Source organism: Arthrobacter sp. 05L45_2 (assembly GCF_056397525.1).
This window is the reverse complement of sequence record NZ_JBFTNO010000006.1, coordinates 1-18,466: the sequence shown is the minus strand read 5'-3', so window position 1 is coordinate 18,466 and position 18,466 is coordinate 1. Positions and strand designations below refer to the sequence as shown.

Here is an 18,466-nt window from a genome sequence, read left to right as displayed (position 1 = left end):
TTAGGGCACTCCAATGGTGAGACGGACAACGGAGGCCCCGTAGCCGGGGGTACTTCCGAGTTCTAGGGCTTGCGAGAGGGAAACGAATTTCACGAAGTATCCGCGGAGGGACTTGTTGGCCAGCCCGCTCGAATTCCATGTGTCACTCGCAAAGCGGTAGCCGGTGACGTGAAAGGCCGCGAAGCCCTTGATGTAGTACTTGCCGCCTGACCCGTTGCCCGTGGCCACGGCGTAGAGCGGGAGAAGGACGGTCTGGTCGTTCAAAGCGCTGATGTCCGCAGGGGAACAGACGGAAGGTCGGGAGGCGCCGGTGTCGCTACTGAACCAGATGCCTGGATCATTCGCGGCGCCAGCACTGATCACGACGCTGCACGCAGAATCGGCGGCATTCGGGTCGGTAATCCATCCAAAACCCCCGGGGATTCCTGAGCATCCGCCTGCGCTCATATTGAGGACCTGCACGAAGGAGGGGTCTGGGGAGAATTTGCACTCGGCGATGGCTAAAGGGACGATGACGGTGCCCTTGGACGGAGTCCCCCACTGGACATTGGCAGTAGCTGTGACCTCCGAGTTCGAGAAGCCTAGTGCGCGGGCAAAAACGTCCGGTACCGAATTGAGGGTGCCCCCACTGTCCTTGGCGCTCGTGGTGACCGTGGCTTGGCGATTCGTCCTGTCCAAGACGATGGCTTTGACGTTGCTCTGTCCGTCAACGGCGTTGGCGTTGGCAAGCGTCCGGGCGAGAACCAGAGGCGAGGTCAGAGTGTCGGAGCAGTCCGGATCATTCGGATTCTTGGCACATTTTTGGCCCAGCATCAGGGCTACCGAATCGGCCCCGTTCTGCAATTGGCCACGCTCGGCATAGAGTCGAGCGACGTCGATGGAGATGGCCGCGAATCCAAGGAGAACCACCATAAGGAGGGCGACCACAACAGCGATCCCGCCACGTTCCGTGTCGTCCGGAACTGCTATCCGCCGCATTGCATCGTCCCTACGCCCTTCATCGAAAATGGTCCGGCAATGCCCGTCATTGTGGACAGGTTGTAGTTGATGGTCACGGTGACTTGGACGTTGGCGGCGCAGGCGGTTGGCGCGGGAGTCGAGGCCGGCGTCGTCTGATACGAGAAAAAAATCTTGTCGTTGGTCAGGCTCGGCTTCAGAACGCTCGCGGCACTCACCGCAGCGGCTTTGGCGGTCGTCGCGGCTGTTGGCGTTGAGTAGTTGACGGCCATCACCCGTGCGCCCTCACGGGCAGCGTTGGAGAGTGAGATCTGCACGTTGTACGCGCGGCCGAATTCCATGATCCCCAGCAGCAGCATGACCAGGATGGGGGCCAGAAGGGCGAATTCCACGGCGACGGCGCCCCGCTCGCTTGTCTTGGACATGGGGGGACCGCCTTCCTTGCTGACTGTTGGCTGGCGCCTGAACGCAGTCAGGGTTGGGAAAGACCGGAGCCTACCCCAACCCTGACTCGTGGATCGTGGCGGTGCTACGAGCAGGTAGCGCTGCCGGCCGGGGTGCTAGCCGTGTAGGCGTGCGGCGCGCCCGCGATGTCGCACTGGACCTTGGTGAACGTGTCGTGCAAAGTGCCGCCGAGCAGCGTCACGGCGACGATGATGACGACGGCGATGAGGGAGACCATGATGCCGTATTCGACGGCGGTGGCGCCGCGCTGGTCGCGGCGAAGGCGGGAAGCGATGTTGGAGAGGTAGGAACGCATTGGTGACTCCTGAGCGAGTTGGGCGGCTGGCCCTGCACCAGCACTGAAAGGAACTTAGCAACCGCCGACACGCCGTTGATCCGAGTTTGGAACATCCTGTGCCAACACTTCCCAAACTGCCCATTTCCTGCCCATTCCCTGCACTTATCCTGCGCTGGGGACCACGGAAGCCCAGCCACAAGGAAGGACCCCCCTCAGCTCTGGGTTCTAAGGGGGGTCCGGTCTGTGGGCGGCCGGTTCGCGGCCGCTGGGGCTTACCTCTTGGCGAAAACATCCATGATGCTCATGATTGTGGGTCCCAACACCACGATGAACAGGGCGGGCAGGATCGAAAAAATGAGCGGGAAGAGCATCTTCACGGGCATCTTCAGGGCGTGTTCCTCCGCCCGCTGGCGCCTCTTGACCCGCATGTCCTTCGCCTGTGAGTGCAGCACCTGGGCGATGGCGATGCCATAAGCATCGGCCTGGACTACGGCGCGGACGAAGGACCGGAGGTCCGGCACGTCCACGCGCTGGGCCATCGCAAGGTAAGCGTCCTTCCGGGAGCGGCCAACCTGGATGTCCTGGAGCGTCCGAATCAACTCATCAGCGAGCGGTCCCTTGCCGTTTTGGCCGGCCCTGGCCATGGCCGTTTCAAAACCAAGGCCGGCCTGCACCGAGATGAGCATCTGGTCCAGGGCGTCCGGCAGTTCCAGCTTGATGGCTTCGCGCCGCTTTTGGGCGTGGTTCCGGACCAGTATGTCAGGCACAAAGTACGCAAGCGCCGTGATCCCCGCCAGGAGGACGAAGCTGATGGCCGTGGGACTTCCAGCGACCAGCAAGATACCCGCGACAGCCCCGGCTAGGGCAAGTAGCGGCTTGATCATGATGAGGCGGCCAAGTGGCCATTCTTTAGGTCGGCCGGCTCCGGCGAGTTGTTTGTCCAGCCAGGCCGTGTACCCCTTCGGAGTGATCCGTCGGCTGAACGCCGCGAACTCTCCAGTGGCGGACAGCATTGATCCGGAGGCCTGCGGTCCCCGGCCAAGATTGGACTGGATGTTGCGCAGCCCGGCCCTGTCTCCGGTGAAGGCCAGCCACGTCATTATCGAGATCGGGGCGACGACGGCCAGGATGGCTGCGTAGGCAACAGTTTGCATTGTTCTCCCCCTTCGTCTCAGAACTTGGGTTTGATAAGCCGGCTCAGCCAAAAGCCGCCGACGACGAGCAGGACCACGGCCGCGAGGATCATGAGAAAGCCGGGAAACGTGGTGAGGAAGACTCTCGAATACATCGGATTGAAAAGCGTCAACCCGACGAACATGACCACCGGAAGCGCGATCAGGACCATGGCGGAGATCCGGCCTTCTGCGCTGAGCGCCTTGACCTGGCCCCGGAGCTGGTTGCGGTCACGAATGGTTTCGCCCACGTTGTCCAGGACCTGGGCGAGGTCCCCGCCCACTTCCCGGTGGATCTCGATCGCGCGGGTAATCGAGGCGAAGTCGTCATTGGCAGTGCGCCTGGCCACCTCCCCGAGTGATTCGCCCAGGTCCCGGCCGATCCGGGTCTCATTCACCACACGGTTGAGTTCCTCCTTCATGGGGGCCTCGTTCTCCTCAGCGGCTGCATCCACCGAGCGCAGCAGGCTGTGTCCGGCGCGCAAGCCGCCAGCGAGCATTTGCAGCGAATCGGGGACCTGTTCGTCGAACTTCTTGCGCCGCCGGGARACCAGGACGTTGAGAAACAGGATGAGGCCAACCGGCGCCAGGACCAGCATCAGTGCTGCGAAAAGCGGGCCTGACAGTAGGAACCCCAACACCACCGAAACGAAAGTGACCGCACCCGCCATCACCAGATAGTCGCCAGGCTGCTTCTTGAGTCCGGCGCTGTCGAGCTTCTCCCGGCTGAGCAGTCCCGAGCCGCGGCTGGGCAGTCCATGATTCAGCGAGTGCACGGCCTGGTCCGTCAGTTTGGTCAGCCCGGAGGCATGGATAGCTGTCCCGTCCGGGCGGCGCCTGCTCAGCGGCACGGACCGGGACTTGAAGGCCACGGAGACCAGGACGGCCAGGGCGCCGTAGATGAGAAGGAGCCCGGCTACAAAGATGAGAGGGGATTGGTCCGGCATTGTTACCGCCCCCTGACCGGTGTGGCGCCAAACACGGCCGGCGAAATTTGTATCCCGAGTTCGGCGAAGCGATCGGTGAACCGCGGACGGACTCCGGTAGGCATGGGCCTGCCGAGGAACTTGCCGCTGGCGTCAATACCGGCGGAATAGTCGAAGACGAAAGCATCCTGGAGGGTAACGACGTCGCCCTCCATGCCCTGAACCTCGGTGATGTGCGTGACGCGCCGGGACCCGTCGCGGAGCCGGGAGATGTGCACAATCAGGTTCACAGCCGAGGCAACCTGCTCGCGGATTGCCCGCAGCGGGAGGTCCATGCCGGCCATCAGCACCAGCGTCTCGAGTCTGGCCATCGCATCCCTGGGGGAGTTCGCGTGGACGGTGGAGATGGAGCCGTCGTGGCCGGTGTTCATGGCCTGCAGCATGTCCAGGCACTCGCCGCCGCGGACCTCGCCGACCACGATCCGGTCTGGCCGCATACGCAGCGAGTTGCGGACCAGGTCCCGGATGGAGATCTCGCCCTTGCCCTCGATGTTTTGGGGCCGGCTTTCCAACCGGACCACGTGGTCCTGCTGGAGTTGGAGCTCCACGGCATCTTCGATGGTGACGATCCGGTCCGCCCGGGGGATGAAGGACGAGAGGACATTCAGGAGCGTGGTCTTGCCGGTGCCCGTTCCGCCGGAGACGATGATGTTCAGGCGCGCGACCACGCAGGCCTGCAGCAGCTCCGCCATTTCCGGGGACAGGCTGCCCATCGAGATCAGGTCATGGACGGTCAGGGGATCGCGGCCGAACTTCCGGATGGTCAGGGCCGGCCCGTTGACGGCCAGGGGCGGAATGATGGCGTTGACGCGGGATCCGTCCGAAAGCCTCGCGTCCACCAGCGGAGATGATTCATCGATCCGGCGCCCCACGTTGGTGACGATCCTTTCGATGACCCGACGCAGAGCATCGTCCGAGGTGAACTTTGAGTCGGTCAGGTAAAGCTGGCCCTGGCGCTCGACGTAGATCTGATCGAAGCGGTTGACCATGACCTCGGTCACCGTTGGATCATCGAGGTACCTCTGGATGGGTCCATGGCCCAGAACGTCATCGATGATTTCCCGGATCAGGCGCTGTCGCTCGACCGTGGTGAGCGGGATCTGCTCCTCGTCCACCACCGCCTTCAGCTCGTCCTTGACTGACTTTTGGAGTTCAGACTCATCGATCGACGAGTCCGTGATCCGGGAACCGAGCCGTTCAAAGAGCGCCTGGCTGGCGCGTTCCTTGAGGGCGTTCAGGGCTTCACTCGCCACGGTGGCGGTCTGCTGCAGGTCCGGGAGACCGGACTGGGACTCCGCCGCGGTCTTTGCCTCGAGGATCCGGCCAAGGGTGGCCGGCTGCTCCTGCTTGGCGAAAACGTCGACGGCGGCCGGCTTTCCCTCCGGTGCGGCGGGCAACGAACCGCCCCGCATTTGCTGGAATYGGTCTGTGAGGCTCACTGGACTACCGCCCTTCGGTGCAGTTGCTTGTGGGGCCTGGCGTCCCACTCCGGCTTGAAGCGGTCAACCAGCTGACGGAGACCCTTGAGGGCAGCGTCCCGGCTGCCGTCCTGAAGCAAGGGGATTCCTTTGTTGGTGGAGAACGGGAGGGTCCGGGATCGCGGCAGGACCACGTCCACAGGCGCGCCGACGGTAGCCTCAACGTCCTTGAGGGACAGCCCGGCCCGACGGTCGGCCATGTTGAGCACAATGTGGCGGTGTGCCGGCACCRGGTTCAGCTCGTCGAGGATCCGGAACCCGGTGCGCATCCCCCGGATGCTCGGAACGTCCATTCCGCAGATCCACACGGCGTCCGTGGCCTGTTCCAGGGTGGCAAGGACGTGCTCGCCTAACCCCGGCGCCGTGTCCACGACGATGTAGCGGAACTCCTGCCGCAACTGTTCGAGCAGATGCGAAACGTGGGCTGCGCTGATGCGGTCCATCTCCACCGGGGTCCGTGGGGCACAGAGAGCGTAGATGCCGGCCGGATGAACGGTGAGATAGGTCTTGAGCACCATGGAGTCCTGGCTGGCGGCTCCCATCACGGCATCCGTGACTGTGAACTCCGGCTCGAGCAGCAGCCCGCTGGCCACATCCCCGAACTGCAGGTCGAGGTCAACAATCACGACGCTCATGGGGGCGGTTTTCCCGAGGCCGACGGCGATGTTGGTGGCCACCGTTGTCTTGCCGACGCCGCCCTTTGGCGACATCACGGCAATGACACGTCCGGATCCGTGGTCCGCGTGCTCAGTGGCCTGCGGCCCCAGCCCCCGACGCCGTCCGGCGGCGGCAAGGCTGGCCCGTTCCAGCATGACCCTGATTGTCTCCGGATCGGCACCGGGGTCCAGCAGGTCCCTGACGCCGGCCCGCATGGCTTGGACCACTGTCTCCGGGCTGGCCGTGACGGCGAGGACGACGCTGATCTCCGGATACTGGAGGTCGACCACAGCGGCCAACTTAAGCGAGTCGGCGACGGGAACGCCGGGACCCAGGATGAGGACCTCAGGCGGGTCTCCGACCATCTGGCGGAGAATGTCCGCCGGGCCTTCAGGCAGATAGTCCGCCTTGAAGACGTGGAGTTCGCCGTGCATTCCGCCTACTGCCAGCTTGACCAGCCGCTCGAAATCCGAGTTCGGGGTGATCAGTACGAAGCGGCTCATCGGAACAGCCCTGCCGCATCAACTGTGCCCTTACCGGATGCCACCGCGTCAGCGGGCTCCTTCGAGAGGTAGATCTTGCCGAACTCGGCAGCGAAGACGATCCGCTCCGCATCGGCGGAGTTCCTCGCCAGCGTGATGAGGTAGCTGCCGTCGCCCTGTGACTTGGTAGTCGAGGTTGCCGAGACCTGGCTGGTGCCGGGGGCAGTCTCGGATGCGCCGGTCTGTGTGGCGGCCCCGTCGCTGAATTGGGCCGCCGTGACCAGGACCTTGTGGAACGTCTGCTGGGTTTTGCTCACTTTGGCGCCAGCAGCCCCGTCCCCTCCAGCTGCTGCAACATCCATGGACAAGAAGACCCCCACTGTGTCGCCAGCCTTCAGGATCCCGCCGGCAACGCGTTCAATCGGGAGCTTGAGCGTCAGTTCCTGCATGCCCGAAGGAACCTGGACCCGCGCCGGGCCGAGGAACGCATTCGCGTCCACCATCCGGCTGGAAAGCAGTTGCTCTCCCGGCATCAACGTCACCGCGGTGACCTTGGATCCCAACGACGCAAGGTCCGTAATGCTGTTCTCTGCCAGTGCCAGCTTCGGAACGTCCTTCTTGGTCACCATCGCCGACAGTTGGTCTGCGGCGGTTCCGGCCGGAATAGCTTTTTGCACTACGTAGATCGATTCTGTTTCCGTGCCGGCCAATGCCCGTTTGTCAGCATTCTGTACATAAGAGACCAGCAGCACGGTTCCGATAATTGCCACTAACAATGCGGCGATGCCCCCCAGCAGGCGTGTTTTCATCGTAACTCCTTAGAAATTGCTTATTTGATGAGTTTTATATCCACGGTTCCCAAGTCGGTGCTGCCGCCAGAAGCCTCTCCCGTCGAGTTAATTGTTTCGAACTTCACGAATTGGCCGATAATGCACCGGTTGTTACCGCCGCTGCAGGCCAGGGAGCTCGTCATGTTCGGATCGCCTGCCGTGTTTTTGAATTCGTAGTTGTGGTTGTTGCCGAATTTCCACCCCCACATCTTGAAAGTGGCATAGCCGATCACGTGGAAGTAACCGTTCTGCCCCTGGCCGCCAGCGTTGTCGAAGACGGGAAAAGCGACTTTGACGTCGCCGCCGGCGAGGATGGTGGAGATCCACCCGGCAAGGACGGCGTCACAGTCTGTCGGGGGGTTGTTGCCGGGATCGGACCCCACACGGTTGTTGCCGGTGGCGGTTACCGCGACGCATGGAGAGCTGCGATCGAGCCATCCCCACCCGCCCGGGATTTGAGTTCCGGATGGCCCTGTGCAGGTGCCGCCCGGTTTGTAGGAGATCTTCTGGACCTCTCCGGTTGCTACGGCTGTGGAGAGGTTGAAGCAGCTGTTGGAGATCGCGAGCGGGAATCCGGAACCGCTGCTCAACGGTGCCCAGGCGGCAGTGGCACCAGTCCGGACGGTTGCGGGTGGCGCGTTGAGAACGCTGGCAAACATCTTGGTCAGGAAGCCTGCCCCGTCGCTGCCCAGGGTTGAGGTAACTACGGATACTTGACCCGGTACCGACACGTCCACCGAATCAACGGCCGAGGCGCCGTCATTGGAATTGGGTCCGGCCAGTTCGCGGGCCCAGGCGAGCGCCTGGGCGTTGGTGCAGGTTCCTGCCGCGTGGCATCGTTGAGCTGCCGCCAAAGCGCCCGCGTCCGCAGCATTCTGCAGTTGTGCTTTTTCGGCATAGATCTCGCCGGTGTCAACAGCCAAGGCCCCTGCTCCGATGAGCACAAGCATCAAGACTGCTACGAGGATGCCGGCCGCGCCCCGCTCTGCTTCTTGGCCCCGGCGGATCCCCGCGGCGCACGTCAACCGTGGCATCGCATGGCTCCAGTTCCGTTGAGCGTGACGGAACCACCGAAGATTCCTGTCAGTGAGTTGGCGGTGTAGCCGACCGACACCTGTGCGTTGCCGGTGCCGCCGGCGGGACAAGCACCTGTAAACGTGTAGGTGAATCCGGCCGGGTTCAGCCCTGGCGCGCCTGCCACCCCGGCCGCTTGTGCACGGGCCGGATCGTTGAAGATGGCCATGCTTCGAGCGGCCTCGCGGGCCGCCTGGGTCACGGAGATCTGCAGATTGTAGGAGTACGAAAATTCGATGATCCCGCCAACCAGGGCGAGGAGGATGGGTGCAATCAGGGCGAACTCGACGGCGGCGGCCCCCCGCTCACGGTCTTGCGCTCTTAGCCGGCGCGACGGCCAGATGCTGCGCTTCATTGGATCCCCCCAGGGATAGATGCAGCTGAAGGATTAAGAGCTGTGCCGCGTCCGCGAAACACGGACGCGGCACAGTGGGTGTTGCTGAGACCTGCTCGACTTGCCTAGTGGGCAAAAGTGCCGACGTGGGTCGCGAGCTGACCGAACCACGTGTTGAGCGCGGCGCCGAAGAGCGTGACCCCGCCGATGACGATGAAGGCGATGAAAGCCACGAGCAGCGAGTATTCCGTCGCGGTCGCGCCTTTTTCCGATTCGAGCCTGTCCTTGACGCCGGCTACAAATGCGATCATTGAAACCATGAGACCAGTCATTGTAAAAGTCCTTTTCCAGAGTTTTTGAATAGTTTTACGGAATTCCAGCAACTCCCCTTTGTTGTGCCCTGGAGGTCCGTTGGGACAACATTTGCACGGCGATTATTGGCCCTGCAATGGCATTGGCTACTCGACTTCTGGAAGGCAAAACGATGGTTTTACGCGTAGGTCTGAGAGGTGTACTCAGTTCTGTAGGGTGCCAAACTCGCAACTACTTGGTTTGCTAAGTCGACTTACTGGTTCCGCCACGGATGGGCGCGAAAAGTGGGCTACGCCGAGAGCAGGATGACCGCTAGGGCGGCCGCCAGCATGGAGGGCCCGAACGGGACTTCTTTTGGCGTGTTTGCGCGCCTGCGCGAGACGAGAACCGCGGAAACTAGGCCTCCGGCGACGAAGCCCAGGGCGCCGCCGTAAAACAACTGGGACCAGCCCAAGTAGCCCAAGTACAGCCCAAGTGGCGCTGCAAGCTTCACATCGCCCATTCCGAGGCCCTTGGGGCTGATGAGAGCCAAGATGAAGTAGAAAAAGAAGAGAATGACGCCGGCGGCGAGGGCTCGGGCCAGCTTTTCCCAGCCTCCGAGCGCTGCCGAAGCCCCTGCGAGCAGCAGGACGCCAGCCCCAAGCAGTGGAAAAACCAGCCTGTTGGGCAGCAAATGATGAATAACATCTATACGCGCCAGTTGGGCGCCGATAATAACCAGGACCATAAATGCCGGCACCTCGGGAGAAACGCCCAGGCGCCACGCGAGAAGCGCGCATATCGCGGCAGCGGCCGCCGCCGTCGTCGTCCGCTGGGCGGGGGAGGGGTGCGGTTCCAGCCCGGGAAGGGTCCGCCGAACCACGACGTCAGCCAGCAGCGACAGGCACAGCGCGGCGACAGTAACGATGGCGACAAAAAGCAGCGGTGCGGGTCCTGCAATGGCGGGAACGGGCACGTGACCTCCAGGAGCGCGGCGGGCCGGAACTGACAGGCACGCGGGCAGCATGCCACCGGACACCCCATTTTGACCCACAGCCAAGGCTTCCGCTATTCTTGGTAGTCGTTGTGCGTGTCCTATCTCGATGATGCGTGCCCGCTTGAGAATCCGGTTGCAGGATAGCTACTCAACGTGCACATTCGAGACCACTGGATGACTGGTTACATAGAGCCCTCACCTCTGTTCCGGTAGCGCATAGATAGTAGGTGCACCTTCGAGTGACGCCTAAAACAAGAACGCCAGAACAAGAACGAGGCAAACACCGTGCGTACGTACACCCCGAAGCCCGGCGATATCAACCGCCAGTGGCACGTCATTGACGCCACCGACGTTGTCCTTGGTCGTCTTGCCAGCCAGACCGCAATCCTGCTGCGCGGCAAGCACAAGGCCACCTTTGCGCCCCACATGGACATGGGCGACTTCGTCATCATCATCAACGCTGAAAAGGTTGCCCTCACCGGCGCCAAGCTGGAGCAGAAGCGCGCATACCGCCACTCCGGTTACCCGGGCGGCCTGACCTCCGTCAACTACGCGGAGCTGCTGGAATCCAACCCGGTCCGCGCCGTGGAGAAGGCCATCAAGGGCATGCTCCCGAAGAACTCGCTCGCTGCACAGCAGCTGGGCAAGCTGAAGGTTTACCGCGGTGCAGAGCACCCGCACGCCGCCCAGCAGCCCAAGACTTTCGAAATCACCCAGGTCGCCCAGTAGTCCTGGCCACCAAACAACTTATTAATACAAGGAGAACCGTGGCTCAGAACGAAGAGACCACCGAAGCCGTCGAGGCTGAGGAAAACCTGACCAGCTACACCTCGGAGAGCGGTGCTGCTGACGCAGCGGCGCCGAAGAAGGAACGTCCGGCACTGACCGTCGCCGGCGCAGCTGTTGGCCGCCGCAAGGAAGCCGTTGCACGCGTTCGCGTTGTGCCCGGCTCCGGCAAGTGGACCATCAACGGCCGCGAGCTGTCGAACTACTTCCCGAACAAGCTGCACCAGCAGGACGTCAACGAGCCCTTCAAGATCCTCGATCTCGAAGGCGCCTACGACGTCATTGCCCGCATCCACGGCGGTGGCCCCTCCGGCCAGGCCGGTGCTCTGCGCCTCGGCATCGCCCGTTCGCTGAACGAGATCGACGTCGACAACAACCGCGCCACCCTGAAGAAGGCCGGCTACCTTACCCGTGACGCACGCGTCATCGAGCGTAAGAAGGCTGGTCTCAAGAAGGCACGCAAGGCTCAGCAGTACTCCAAGCGCTAATCAGCGCTTTCCCAAGCTGTGGCCGCCTGCGCGACCACAGCTTGGGGCCCGCAGCGCTGTTCAGCGCCCGGATCCCCAAGCGCTAATCAGCGCTTTCCCAAGCGCATATGGCGCTTACCCGGAAGCCCGTCCCGCATCATGCGGGGCGGGCTTCCGGCGTTAAGGCCGCGTCCGCCGCACCCGGAACGGACCCCGGGCCCGCCATCGACTAAACTTGGGCTCGATGTCTAGATTATTTGGAACAGATGGTGTCCGGGGCCTGGCTAACGGCCTACTGACCGCAGAGTTGGCGATGCAACTGGCGCAGGCCGCCGCCGTCGTGCTTGGGCACGACCGCAACACCAACGGCAACCGGCCGCGCGCCGTGGTGGCCCGCGACCCGAGAGCCAGCGGCGAGTTCATTGCCGCAGCTGTGGAGGCCGGGCTCTCCAGCTCCGGCATCGACGTCTACGACGCCGGCGTGCTCCCCACCCCGGCAGCGGCCTACCTGGTGGCAGACCTCGACGCCGACTTCGGCGTGATGATTTCCGCCTCCCACAACCCGGCACCGGACAACGGGATCAAGTTCTTCGCGCGGGGTGGCCAGAAGCTGCCCGACGACGTCGAGGACGCCATCGAGGAACAGCTGAGCAAGGAACCGGTCCGGCCGGTGGGCGGCGAAGTGGGTCGCATCCAGCGCTTCTCCGACGCTGAAGACCGCTACATCGTCCATCTGCTGGGCACCATCCCGCACCGCCTGGAGGGGCTGAAGGTGGTGCTGGACTGCGCCCACGGCGCCGCCAGCGGCTGCTCGCCGGAGGTGTTCAAAAGCGCTGGCGCTGACGTCGTGGTGATCGGAGCCGAACCCGACGGCCTCAACATCAACGACGGCGTGGGGTCCACCCACCTGGGCCCGCTGAAGGAAGCGGTAGTCAAGCACGGTGCGGACCTTGGCATCGCCCATGACGGCGACGCCGACCGCTGCCTGGCAGTCGACCACGAAGGCAACGAGGTGGACGGTGACCAGATCATGGCCATCMTCGCCGTCGCCCTCAAGGCCTCCGGCAAGCTCAAGGATGACGTCCTGGTGGCGACCGTTATGAGCAACCTCGGGCTCAAGATCGCGCTGGGGGAGGCCGGCATCAGCCTCCGCGAGACCGGCGTGGGTGACCGGTACGTCCTCGAAGGCATGCGCGAAGGCGGGTTCAACCTCGGCGGCGAACAGTCCGGCCACGTGATTTTCGCCGACTACGCCACCACCGGCGACGGCGTGCTGACCGGCCTTCAGCTGGCCGCCCAGGTAGCCCTGACAGGCCGTCCCCTCCGTGACCTGGCCACCGTCATGACCAAGCTCCCGCAGGTGCTGATCAACGTCAAGGGCGTCGACCGCACCCGGGTGAAGGGCGACGAGGCAGTTGCCCGGGCCGTAGCCCAGGCTGAAGAGCGGCTGGGTGAAACCGGACGCGTCCTGTTGCGCCCCTCCGGCACCGAACCGGTGGTCCGGGTGATGGTCGAAGCCGCGGACGAGGCGACTGCCCAGGCGATCGCCGAAGACCTGGCCCAGGTGGTGCGCACGGAGCTGGCCCTGGCGCTGGTCACCGACTGACCGCAAGTTCACGCAAGTGTGGCCCGCTTCCGGCTGGGAGCGGGCCACACCTGTCTGTTACTAGCGGTAGGCTGGCGCGGCTTCCAAGCCGAAATACTGTTCGAGGGTGGCGATGCCGCGCTTGTGCATGTCTCCGGCTGCCTCGGCACCGATGTAGCGGAGGTGCCACGGCTCGTAGAAGTAGCCGGTGACCGGGTGCGCCATCCAGGGATACCTGACCACGAACCCGAACCGGTGGGCGTTGGCCTTGACCCACACGGCAGCGGGCTGGTCGGCGAAGCACGGCTGGAAGCTGCAGCCCCCGCCGCCGTCGCCGATGTCGAAGGCCCAGCCGGTCTGGTGCTCCGAATAACCCGGCCGGGCGGAGGCCGTGTCTGCCTCCGCGCGGCCCCGCGAGTTCACGTAGCCGTTGTAGGTGGTGCTCTGCGTGGCGTAGGAGCGGTAACCGCTCGCCAGGGTCAGAACAACGCCGTCGGCCGCGGCGGCGGCAAACATCCGTTCCGCCGCCGCCGCCGTCGTGCTGTTCAGCTGGCTCGCCTCGCCGGAGACGGCCAGGGTGACGTGCGGCTGGACCAGGTCGGCCGGCACGAATGTGGCGGGGGCCAGGGGGCGGTGCTTGTTCACCACCACCCAGGGGCTCGCCGGGTCCGTGAGGGAATGCTTCGGGCCCGGGGCTGAGGATGCCGGGGGCGCCGGCGCCGTTGTTGCCGACGCGGAGGCTGTGGGGGACGAGGACGGGGCCACGTGCGACGGCGGGGATGTGGGCGTGGACGTACCGGCCGGGGACGTGCCCGTAGGGACCGCGGACGCCGCGGAGGCAGCGGCGCCAGTTGGCACGCTTGTGCCGGAGGTGCGGTCAGCGGTGTCGGAGGCGGGGCTGCAGCCGGCGGTGGCGGCCAGCAGAGCCACGGCGGCGGCGGCAACAAGCATGCGGCGGAGCACCTGCCGGCGGGGCGTTCTCCGGGCCAGCCGCGAGGCGGCGCTGTCCTGGCACACCTGTGCTAGACCTTCCGGAGCAGCATACGACGGATGGAGTGGTCGGCGTCCTTGGTCAGCACCAGCTGGGCGCGGCCGCGGGTGGGGAGGACGTTTTCTTCCAGGTTCGGCTCGTTGATCCGTTTCCAGATGCTGCGCGCGGTTTGCTCGGCCTCCGAGTCGGAGAGCGTCGCGTAGCGGTGGAAGTAGGACTCCGGCTGCGCGAACGCGGTGGTGCGCAGTTTCCGGAACCGGTCCACATACCACTCCTCGATGTAGGAGGTCTTGGCGTCCACGTAGATGGAGAAGTCGAAGAAGTCGCTCAGGGCAAGGCCCTGCCTGCCGTCGTGCCGCGGACGCGCTGGCGCCAGCACGTTCAGCCCCTCGACGATCAGCACGTCCGGCCGGCGGACCACCACTTCCTTGCCGGGGACGATGTCGTAGGTGACGTGCGAATACCAGGGGGCGCGGACCTCCTCGGCCCCGCCCTTGACTTCGCTCACGAACCGCAGCAGCGCGCGGCGGTCGTAGGATTCCGGGAAGCCTTTGCGCTCCAGGAGCTGGCGCCGCTTGAGCTCGGCCAGCGGGTAGAGGAACCCGTCGGTGGTGATCAGCTCGACGTTCGGGGTGCCGGGCCACCGGCGCAGCATCTCGCGGAGAACACGGGCGATGGTTGATTTGCCGACGGCGACCGAGCCGGCCACGCCAATGACGAAGGGAGTGCGCTGGGTCTTCTCGCCGAGGAACGTGGTGGTGGCCGCGTGGAGCTGGTTGGCGCCCTCGACGTACAGGTGCAACAGCCGGGAGAGCGGAAGGTAGACCTCCCGGACCTCCTTCATATCGAGGGGGTCGCCCAGGCCGCGAAGTCGGAGCACGTCCTCCTCGTTGAGGGGCTGCTCCATCTGGGCAGCGAGCCGGGACCAGGTCTGCCGGTCCAGCTCAACGAACGGGGAGACGCCCTCGCCGTTCGCGTCATTGCGTTGCAAAGTCACTTTAGAGATTCTGCCCTTGACGCGGCCCAGAGCGAAATGGACACCCCGCCGGCGGCGGCCTTCCGGGTTGCGCGCGCCACATCCTACGTCTCCTGACCGTGAAACCAGCTAGGCTTGTGCCCATGTGTGGAATCGTTGGATATGTAGGCCGGTCGGCTGGCCGGGTAAATACTGATCACAAGGCCCTGGACGTTGTCCTGGAAGGACTGCGCCGCCTGGAGTACCGCGGCTATGACTCTGCCGGCATCGCCGTCGTGGCGGACGGCGCTATCTCGTCCCGCAAGAAGTCGGGCAAGCTGAGCAACCTGATTGCCGAGCTGGAGGCCAACCCACTGCCGGACGCCCTGACCGGCATCGGGCACACCCGCTGGGCAACCCACGGCGGCCCGACGGACCTGAACGCGCACCCGCACCTCTCCGACGGCGGCAAGCTGGCCCTGATCCACAACGGCATCATCGAAAACTTCGCGGAACTGAAGCAGGACCTGCTCGCCAAGGGCGTCACGTTCCTCTCCGAGACCGACACCGAGGTGGCCGCGGCCCTGCTCGGGGACATCTACCGCAACCAGCTCGGCGGCGACAACTCCAACGGCGGCCTGACCAAGGCCATGGAACTCGCCTGCCAGCGGCTCGAAGGCGCCTTCACCCTGCTGGCCGTGCACGCTGACCAGCCCGACGTCGTCGTCGCTGCCCGCCGCAACTCCCCGCTGGTGGTCGGCCTGGGCGAGGGCGAGAACTTCCTTGGCTCCGACGTCTCCGGCTTCATCGACTACACCCGCCGGGCCGTGGAACTGGGCCAGGACCAGATCGTCACCATCACCGCGGACACCGTCGCGATCACCGACTTCTTCGGCGCCCCGGCCGAGGGCAAGGAATACTACGTCGACTGGGACCCGGCCTCCGCCGAGAAGGGCGGCTTCCCGTCCTTTATGGAGAAGGAAATCCACGACCAGCCCGACGCCGTCCTGCAGACCCTGCTGGGCCGCTCCGACGTCGACGGCCGGCTGACCCTCGATGAGCTCCGCATCGATACCGAACTGCTCAAGAGCGTCGACAAGATCATCGTCCTGGCGTGCGGCACCTCCGCCTACGCCGGCCAGGTCGCCAAGTACGCCATCGAGCGCTGGTGCCGGATCCCCACCGAGGTGGAGCTCTCCCACGAATTCCGCTACCGGGACCCGATCGTTGACGCCAACACCCTGATCGTCTCGATCTCGCAGTCCGGCGAGACCATGGACACCCTGATGGCTGTGCGGTACGCCAAGGAACAGGGCGCCAAGACGGTGTCCATCTGCAACACCAACGGCTCCACGATCCCGCGCGAATCCGACGCCGTGCTGTACACGCACGCCGGTCCGGAAATTGCCGTGGCCTCCACCAAGGCGTTCCTCGCCCAGATCGCCGCCGCATACCTGCTGGGCCTGTATCTGGCACAGCTGCGCGGGAACAAGTTCCAGGGCGAAATCAAGGACATCCTCGCGGACCTCGGCAAGATCCCCGCCAAGATCCAGCAGATCCTGGACAACGCCGACGTCATCAAGGCCCTCGGCGCGGACATGGCCGATTCCAAGTCCGTCCTGTTCCTGGGCCGCCACGTGGGCTTCCCGGTCGCCATGGAGGGTGCCCTGAAGCTCAAGGAGCTCGCCTACATCCACGCCGAGGGTTTCGCCGCAGGCGAGYTCAAGCACGGACCCATCGCGCTGATCGAGGAAGGCCAGCCCGTCTTTGTGGTGGTCCCCTCGCCCCGCGGCCGCGACTCCCTGCACGCCAAGATCGTCTCCAACATCCAGGAAGTCCGTGCCCGCGGCGCCAAGACGATCGTGATCGCCGAGGAAGGTGACGAGGYCGTGAAGGCCTTCGCCGAGCACGTCATCTACATCCCGGAGACCCCGACGCTCCTGGCCCCGCTGCTCTCCACCGTGCCCCTGCAGATCTTCGCCCTGGCCCTCGCCAGCGCCAAGGGCTACGACGTGGACCAGCCGCGGAACCTGGCCAAGAGCGTGACCGTAGAATAGCCGCATGATTGTTGGCATCGGCGTAGACGTCGTAGACATTGAGCGGTTCGGCCGGCAGCTGGAGCGCACCCCCGGGCTGCGTGACAGGTTGTTCGTTCCGGCCGAGCGGGAACTGAACACCCGGTCCCTCGCCGCGCGGTTCGCCGCCAAGGAGGCCGTGGCCAAGGTGCTGGGCGCCCCGGCCGGCATGAACTGGCAGGACTGCTGGATCGGGCTGGACCAGCACGGTCCGACCGTCCAGGTCAAGGACACCGTCCTTGCCGTGGCTGAGTCCAAAGGGGTCAAACGCTGGCACCTCTCGATCAGCCACGACGGCGGAATCGCTACCGCCACGGTGATCGCCGAGGGCTAGGCTCCATGATCAGCGCCTATACCGGAACCCACATCCGAGACGTCGAGAAGAACTTTCTCGACGCACGTGCGGGCTCGGGTATGGGCGCTGTTCTTATGCAGCGGGCCGCCCACGGCCTCGCCAACACGGTGGTCCGGGAGCTGCAGCACCGGGGACTGCGGCCCTATGGCTCCAGTGTTGCCGTCCTGGCGGGCAAGGGCAACAACGGCGGAGACGGCCTTTTCGCCGCGGCCCTGCTCGCCCGCCGGGGATTGCGGGCGACGGCGGTCCTCACTGCCGGCGAAGCCCACCCGGCCGCCCTTGCGGCCTTCCGCGCCGCTGGCGGCAGGGATACGGCCCTCACTGCGGGCAACGCCACGGCCCTGGCAGCCGGCGCCGCCGGATCCCACGTCGTTATTGACGCGGTCCTCGGCACCGGGGCGCGGGGCGGGCTGCACGGCACGGCAGCGACCCTGGTCGCCGAACTGCAGCGTGCCCTGCCGCGTACGGGCCGCCGCGCCCTGGTGGTGGCCTGCGACCTGCCCAGCGGCGTGGACGCCGACACGGGGGAGGCCACAGCCCCCGTGCTGCCCGCGGACATCACCGTTACCTTCGGAGCGGCCAAAACCGGCCTCCTCACCGATCCCGGGGCGGATTTCACCGGACGGATCCGCACCGTCGCCATCGGCATTGAGGACGCACTCGGTGCTCCGGAATTACGCCGCCTCGATCAGGGCGACCTGGCTGCCCTGCTGCCCCAGCCCGGTCGCCGCTCGCACAAGTACTCCCGCGGTGTGCTCGGCGTCGTCGCGGGTTCCACCCGCTACCCGGGCGCCGCCGTGCTCGCGTGCCGGGGCGCCCTGGCCGCCGGCGCCGGCATGGTCCGGTACGTGGGGCCGCCGGAGGTCGCCGACCTGGTGCGCCACTCCTGCCCGGAAGTGGTGTGCGGCACCAGCGTCGCCGAAGCCCACGTCCAGGCCTGGCTGGTGGGCTCCGGCCTCGACGACGGCGCCCACGAACAGCTCGAACGTGTCCGCGAGGCCGCCGCCGGCGGACTGCCCACCGTGGCCGACGCCGGCGCCCTCCAAGCCCTGCCCGCGGCCCTGGACGCCCGGACCGTGCTCACCCCGCACGCCGGCGAGCTGGCCGGCCTCCTGGCGCGCTACGGCGATCACCGAGGGCGCCCGGCCGTGGAGGACTCGCCGCTGGCCGCCGCCCGGCGTGCCAYGGGACTCACCGGGGCCACGGTGCTGCTGAAGGGCGCCACCACATTGGTGGCCGCGCCGTCGGGTGC

Annotated in this window: 20 protein-coding genes; 6 read left to right on the top strand and 14 right to left on the bottom strand. The window is 65.3% G+C overall.

Annotated elements, in window-relative coordinates; genetic code table 11:
• The 12 genes from AC1DHD_RS01200 to AC1DHD_RS01145 all read right to left on the bottom strand — a co-directional run bounded on the left by AC1DHD_RS01200 (position 1) and on the right by AC1DHD_RS01145 (position 9,979).
• Positions 1-978 (bottom strand): pilus assembly protein TadG-related protein, encoded by a 978-nt coding sequence (locus tag AC1DHD_RS01200; RefSeq protein ID WP_476877929.1) that lies wholly within the window; start codon positions 976-978, stop codon positions 1-3.
• Entirely contained in the window at positions 966-1,382 is a 417-nt protein-coding gene (locus AC1DHD_RS01195) for a TadE/TadG family type IV pilus assembly protein (protein ID WP_476877928.1), read from the bottom strand. Before AC1DHD_RS01195 ends, AC1DHD_RS01200 begins: the two co-directional genes overlap by 13 nt.
• A gap of 104 nt (positions 1,383-1,486) precedes the next feature.
• On the bottom strand, positions 1,487-1,717 hold the full coding sequence (locus AC1DHD_RS01190) for a Flp family type IVb pilin (protein ID WP_476877927.1): 231 nt from the start codon (positions 1,715-1,717) through the stop codon (positions 1,487-1,489).
• A gap of 254 nt (positions 1,718-1,971) precedes the next feature.
• Positions 1,972-2,853 (bottom strand): type II secretion system F family protein, encoded by an 882-nt coding sequence (locus AC1DHD_RS01185; RefSeq protein WP_476877926.1) that lies wholly within the window; start codon positions 2,851-2,853, stop codon positions 1,972-1,974.
• Positions 2,854-2,870: 17 nt separating this feature from the next.
• Positions 2,871-3,818 (bottom strand): type II secretion system F family protein, encoded by a 948-nt coding sequence (locus AC1DHD_RS01180; protein ID WP_476877925.1) that lies wholly within the window; start codon positions 3,816-3,818, stop codon positions 2,871-2,873.
• 2 nt (positions 3,819-3,820) lie between these two features.
• On the bottom strand, positions 3,821-5,296 hold the full coding sequence (locus tag AC1DHD_RS01175; RefSeq protein WP_476877924.1) for a CpaF family protein: 1,476 nt from the start codon (positions 5,294-5,296) through the stop codon (positions 3,821-3,823).
• Complete coding sequence (locus AC1DHD_RS01170; RefSeq protein WP_476877923.1) at positions 5,293-6,495, bottom strand: CpaE/TadZ family protein; 1,203 nt, start codon at positions 6,493-6,495, stop codon at positions 5,293-5,295. Before AC1DHD_RS01170 ends, AC1DHD_RS01175 begins: the two co-directional genes overlap by 4 nt.
• Complete coding sequence (cpaB, locus tag AC1DHD_RS01165; protein WP_476877922.1) at positions 6,492-7,283, bottom strand: Flp pilus assembly protein CpaB; 792 nt, start codon at positions 7,281-7,283, stop codon at positions 6,492-6,494. The genes AC1DHD_RS01170 and cpaB overlap by 4 nt, the downstream gene beginning before the upstream one ends.
• A gap of 20 nt (positions 7,284-7,303) precedes the next feature.
• The gene (locus AC1DHD_RS01160) at positions 7,304-8,338 is read right to left on the bottom strand and encodes a pilus assembly protein TadG-related protein (protein WP_476877921.1); all 1,035 of its coding nucleotides are present in this window, start codon (positions 8,336-8,338) and stop codon (positions 7,304-7,306) included.
• A complete protein-coding gene (locus AC1DHD_RS01155; RefSeq protein ID WP_476877920.1) occupies positions 8,326-8,733 on the bottom strand; it encodes a TadE/TadG family type IV pilus assembly protein in 408 nt (135 codons plus the stop codon). Before AC1DHD_RS01155 ends, AC1DHD_RS01160 begins: the two co-directional genes overlap by 13 nt.
• Before the next feature lie 104 nt (positions 8,734-8,837).
• Entirely contained in the window at positions 8,838-9,032 is a 195-nt protein-coding gene (locus tag AC1DHD_RS01150; RefSeq protein ID WP_476877919.1) for a Flp family type IVb pilin, read from the bottom strand.
• A 281-nt stretch (positions 9,033-9,313) separates the two neighbouring features.
• Complete coding sequence (locus AC1DHD_RS01145; protein ID WP_476877918.1) at positions 9,314-9,979, bottom strand: prepilin peptidase; 666 nt, start codon at positions 9,977-9,979, stop codon at positions 9,314-9,316.
• A 306-nt stretch (positions 9,980-10,285) separates the two neighbouring features.
• On the opposite strand from AC1DHD_RS01145, the gene rplM reads away from it, so the two are divergent.
• The 3 genes from rplM (at position 10,286) to glmM (ending at position 12,859) form a co-directional block, all read left to right on the top strand.
• Positions 10,286-10,729: a 50S ribosomal protein L13 gene (gene rplM / locus AC1DHD_RS01140; RefSeq protein ID WP_476877917.1), complete on the top strand. Its 444-nt coding sequence runs from the start codon at positions 10,286-10,288 to the stop codon at positions 10,727-10,729.
• Positions 10,730-10,767: 38 nt separating this feature from the next.
• Positions 10,768-11,274 carry a 30S ribosomal protein S9 gene (gene rpsI, locus AC1DHD_RS01135; RefSeq protein WP_346959848.1) on the top strand — a complete coding sequence of 169 codons (507 nt, stop codon included), beginning with the start codon at positions 10,768-10,770 and terminating at the stop codon, positions 11,272-11,274.
• A 223-nt stretch (positions 11,275-11,497) separates the two neighbouring features.
• Positions 11,498-12,859 carry a phosphoglucosamine mutase gene (gene glmM / locus AC1DHD_RS01130; RefSeq protein ID WP_476877916.1) on the top strand — a complete coding sequence of 454 codons (1,362 nt, stop codon included), beginning with the start codon at positions 11,498-11,500 and terminating at the stop codon, positions 12,857-12,859.
• A gap of 60 nt (positions 12,860-12,919) precedes the next feature.
• Here glmM and AC1DHD_RS01125 read toward each other — a convergent pair whose 3' ends face one another.
• Both AC1DHD_RS01125 and coaA read right to left on the bottom strand, forming a co-directional pair.
• A complete protein-coding gene (locus AC1DHD_RS01125) occupies positions 12,920-13,789 on the bottom strand; it encodes a M15 family metallopeptidase (RefSeq protein ID WP_476877915.1) in 870 nt (289 codons plus the stop codon).
• 71 nt (positions 13,790-13,860) lie between these two features.
• Complete coding sequence (gene coaA, locus AC1DHD_RS01120) at positions 13,861-14,826, bottom strand: type I pantothenate kinase (protein ID WP_476877914.1); 966 nt, start codon at positions 14,824-14,826, stop codon at positions 13,861-13,863.
• 122 nt (positions 14,827-14,948) lie between these two features.
• On the opposite strand from coaA, the gene glmS reads away from it, so the two are divergent.
• From glmS to AC1DHD_RS01105, 3 genes are all read left to right on the top strand, one after another.
• Positions 14,949-16,841 (top strand): glutamine--fructose-6-phosphate transaminase (isomerizing), encoded by a 1,893-nt coding sequence (gene glmS, locus AC1DHD_RS01115; RefSeq protein WP_476877913.1) that lies wholly within the window; start codon positions 14,949-14,951, stop codon positions 16,839-16,841.
• Positions 16,842-16,845: 4 nt separating this feature from the next.
• On the top strand, positions 16,846-17,193 hold the full coding sequence (locus AC1DHD_RS01110) for a holo-ACP synthase (protein WP_146336899.1): 348 nt from the start codon (positions 16,846-16,848) through the stop codon (positions 17,191-17,193).
• Between the two features lie 5 nt (positions 17,194-17,198).
• Positions 17,199-18,466, top strand: a 1,268-nt coding sequence (locus tag AC1DHD_RS01105; RefSeq protein ID WP_476877912.1) for an NAD(P)H-hydrate epimerase, incomplete at its 3' end; no start/stop codon positions are given.

Excerpts from the sequence above, each read along its gene's own strand:
- AC1DHD_RS01200 (WP_476877929.1), bottom strand. The coding sequence starts at position 978 with ATGCGGCGGATAGCAGTTCCGGACGACACGGAACGTGGCGGGATCGCT.
- AC1DHD_RS01195 (WP_476877928.1), bottom strand. The coding sequence starts at position 1,382 with ATGTCCAAGACAAGCGAGCGGGGCGCCGTCGCCGTGGAATTCGCCCTT.
- AC1DHD_RS01190 (WP_476877927.1), bottom strand. The coding sequence starts at position 1,717 with ATGCGTTCCTACCTCTCCAACATCGCTTCCCGCCTTCGCCGCGACCAG.
- AC1DHD_RS01185 (WP_476877926.1), bottom strand. The coding sequence starts at position 2,853 with ATGCAAACTGTTGCCTACGCAGCCATCCTGGCCGTCGTCGCCCCGATC.
- cpaB (WP_476877922.1), bottom strand. The coding sequence starts at position 7,283 with ATGAAAACACGCCTGCTGGGGGGCATCGCCGCATTGTTAGTGGCAATT.
- AC1DHD_RS01160 (WP_476877921.1), bottom strand. The coding sequence starts at position 8,338 with ATGCCACGGTTGACGTGCGCCGCGGGGATCCGCCGGGGCCAAGAAGCA.
- AC1DHD_RS01155 (WP_476877920.1), bottom strand. The coding sequence starts at position 8,733 with ATGAAGCGCAGCATCTGGCCGTCGCGCCGGCTAAGAGCGCAAGACCGT.
- AC1DHD_RS01150 (WP_476877919.1), bottom strand. The coding sequence starts at position 9,032 with ATGGTTTCAATGATCGCATTTGTAGCCGGCGTCAAGGACAGGCTCGAA.
- AC1DHD_RS01125 (WP_476877915.1), bottom strand. The coding sequence starts at position 13,789 with ATGCTTGTTGCCGCCGCCGCCGTGGCTCTGCTGGCCGCCACCGCCGGC.
- AC1DHD_RS01110 (WP_146336899.1), top strand. The coding sequence starts at position 16,846 with ATGATTGTTGGCATCGGCGTAGACGTCGTAGACATTGAGCGGTTCGGC.